Origin of the sequence: Haloferula sp. (genome assembly GCF_049672945.1) — a bacterium.
Classification (GTDB): domain Bacteria; phylum Verrucomicrobiota; class Verrucomicrobiia; order Verrucomicrobiales; family Akkermansiaceae; genus Haloferula.
Genome location: NZ_JBATWY010000012.1, coordinates 1 through 1927, shown reverse-complemented (window position 1 = coordinate 1927; position 1927 = coordinate 1). Strand labels below are relative to the sequence as shown.

Below are 1927 nucleotides of genomic sequence, written 5' to 3'. Positions count from 1 at the left end.
GATAGAGGTAGGAACGGCGCATTGGTTTGCGCCGCTCCCCCCTCCGAACCGGACAGGCGGATCTCCCGCATCCGGCTCTCCAGTCAGTGGTTTGCTCCGTTACGGAGACTGGTGACTTCAGCACTCTGGGCATCCAGCAGGCAAAAGAGCCCAAGTCCTGCAAAGTAGCGGTTGGGCCAGCGTTGATGATCACGTCCTCGCCCACGACCGCGAAGGCCGCGACGTTTTCTCAGAATGGAACGCAGTCGCCCGCGCGTCCATCCATCGACTCTCTGCATCTCGCTGGGGTCGGCGTGTTTGAAGTAGCCATACCAGCCCCGGAGTTTCCGGTTCAGTTCGGCCACCATGGCTTCCATGCTACGTCCGCTGGTGCGCTTGGTCCGGGGTTTGATGGATTCGCGCAATTTGCGCAGGCTCTTGGGCCGGACAAGTTTCAGCATCCCTCCTTTGCGGCTTTTCATGAACCGATAACCGAGGAAGTCGAAGTGACTCCCAGCTGGGTTCATATCCACCACGCGGGTCTTTTCTGGATGAAGGGTGAGTCCGACTCCGGCCATCCATTCCCGGATCGTTTCGAGCGCTTTCCCGGCTTCTTCCTGACTGCGGCAGAGGACGACCATGTCATCCGCATACCTCGCCATTTGGAAACCAAGACCGGCCATGAGCCAGTCCAGCGGGTCGAGATAGATGTTGGCTAACAGCGGGCTAATGACGCCGCCTTGCGGCGTGCCGTCTTCATGCTTGCTCCAGCCAGTGTGTTCCATCACGCCTGTTTTGAGGAATCCCTCGATAAGCCCCAACACCCGCCCGTCGACCACGTGCTCGCGCACGAGGTCCATGAGCCGATCATGGGGGATCGAATCGAAGTAGCCTCTGATGTCGACGTCCACGACATGCAGACTTCCTGTTTCTAACAGCTTCTCCACATGCCTCAGTGCGTCCTTGCAACCGCGTCCGGGGCGGAAGCCATAACTGTGCGGGTGGAAACGGTTTTCAAAGATGGGCTCGATGACCATTCTCAGGGCCGTTTGCACCACGCGGTCGGTGACCGTGGGTATCCCCAAGGGTCGCTTTTCCACGCTGCCAGGTTTGGCGATCCAGACCCGTTTGACTGGCTTGGCTTGGTAGGTGCCCGTTTTCAAATGCTCCTTCACGGCGAGCAGCCGACTTTGGCTGTCTTTCTCGAAGTGTCCTACCGTGATGCCGTCCACGCCGCAGGCCCCTGCGTTGGACCGCACCTTTTCCCATGCCAGCTGAAGGGTTCTTTCTGTGCTGACCTTGTCGATCAGGCTGAACCACTTGTTTCCTTTGATCCCTCTTTCGAGGGCTCCCAGCATCGGCTCCGTCCATACTCCGCGTTCGGCCTTGTAGCACTGCCACAAGTCCTCTTCCGCTTGTTTATCCCTTGCGGGAACTGACGCGGATGCTTCTTCGCGTTTCATGGTCTCGGCCTTTCCACCTTCCTGCCGCCCTTTGCTCCACCGATCATTACCCGGCTTCGTTCCATGGTCCCGGTCACTCCGGCATAGGATTTCCCATGGCTTGCTTGCGCTCTTATGGCGGCTCTGACTTCTGCCGGGCACCTTTCGGCATCCTGCCCCGGCAGATCTCCCGCGTTCACGCCAACTCCCTTGCCTGACATACTGTCACCAACCACCCCAACATCTTCCCCGCCGAGCAACGCATTTTGTCGTCGGGGATCGACGCTTTTCGCGTCGGGGCTTCGCCAATACCTCGCAGGCTCGCCAGTCTGTTGTGGCCGAATCGTGTTCATCAATTTTGTCTTTCTTACGGTCTGTCAGATTCCTTTCGTTGCTTCCCACCCCGCCTCGCGGCGACGCAGTTACTTCCAGTTCTCAGCCCGGATGCGCCCGAGGCTGGCCGGAGTCTCCCACTCCGAAGGGTGTTGGCGCTTCGCGGCGCACGA

The 1927-nt window shown here is 59.3% G+C and carries 1 protein-coding gene; it reads right to left on the bottom strand.

Features of this window, described 5'->3' with window-relative positions:
- Positions 1-83: 83 nt before the first annotated feature.
- A complete protein-coding gene (gene ltrA, locus WBG04_RS01125) occupies positions 84-1442 on the bottom strand; it encodes a group II intron reverse transcriptase/maturase (protein WP_424312497.1) in 1359 nt (452 codons plus the stop codon).
- Positions 1443-1927 lie beyond the last annotated feature (485 nt).

What these genes read in the sequence shown, in the direction of transcription:
- ltrA (WP_424312497.1), bottom strand. Translation starts at nt 1,442, where the DNA reads ATGAAACGCGAAGAAGCATCCGCGTCAGTTCCCGCAAGGGATAAACAA.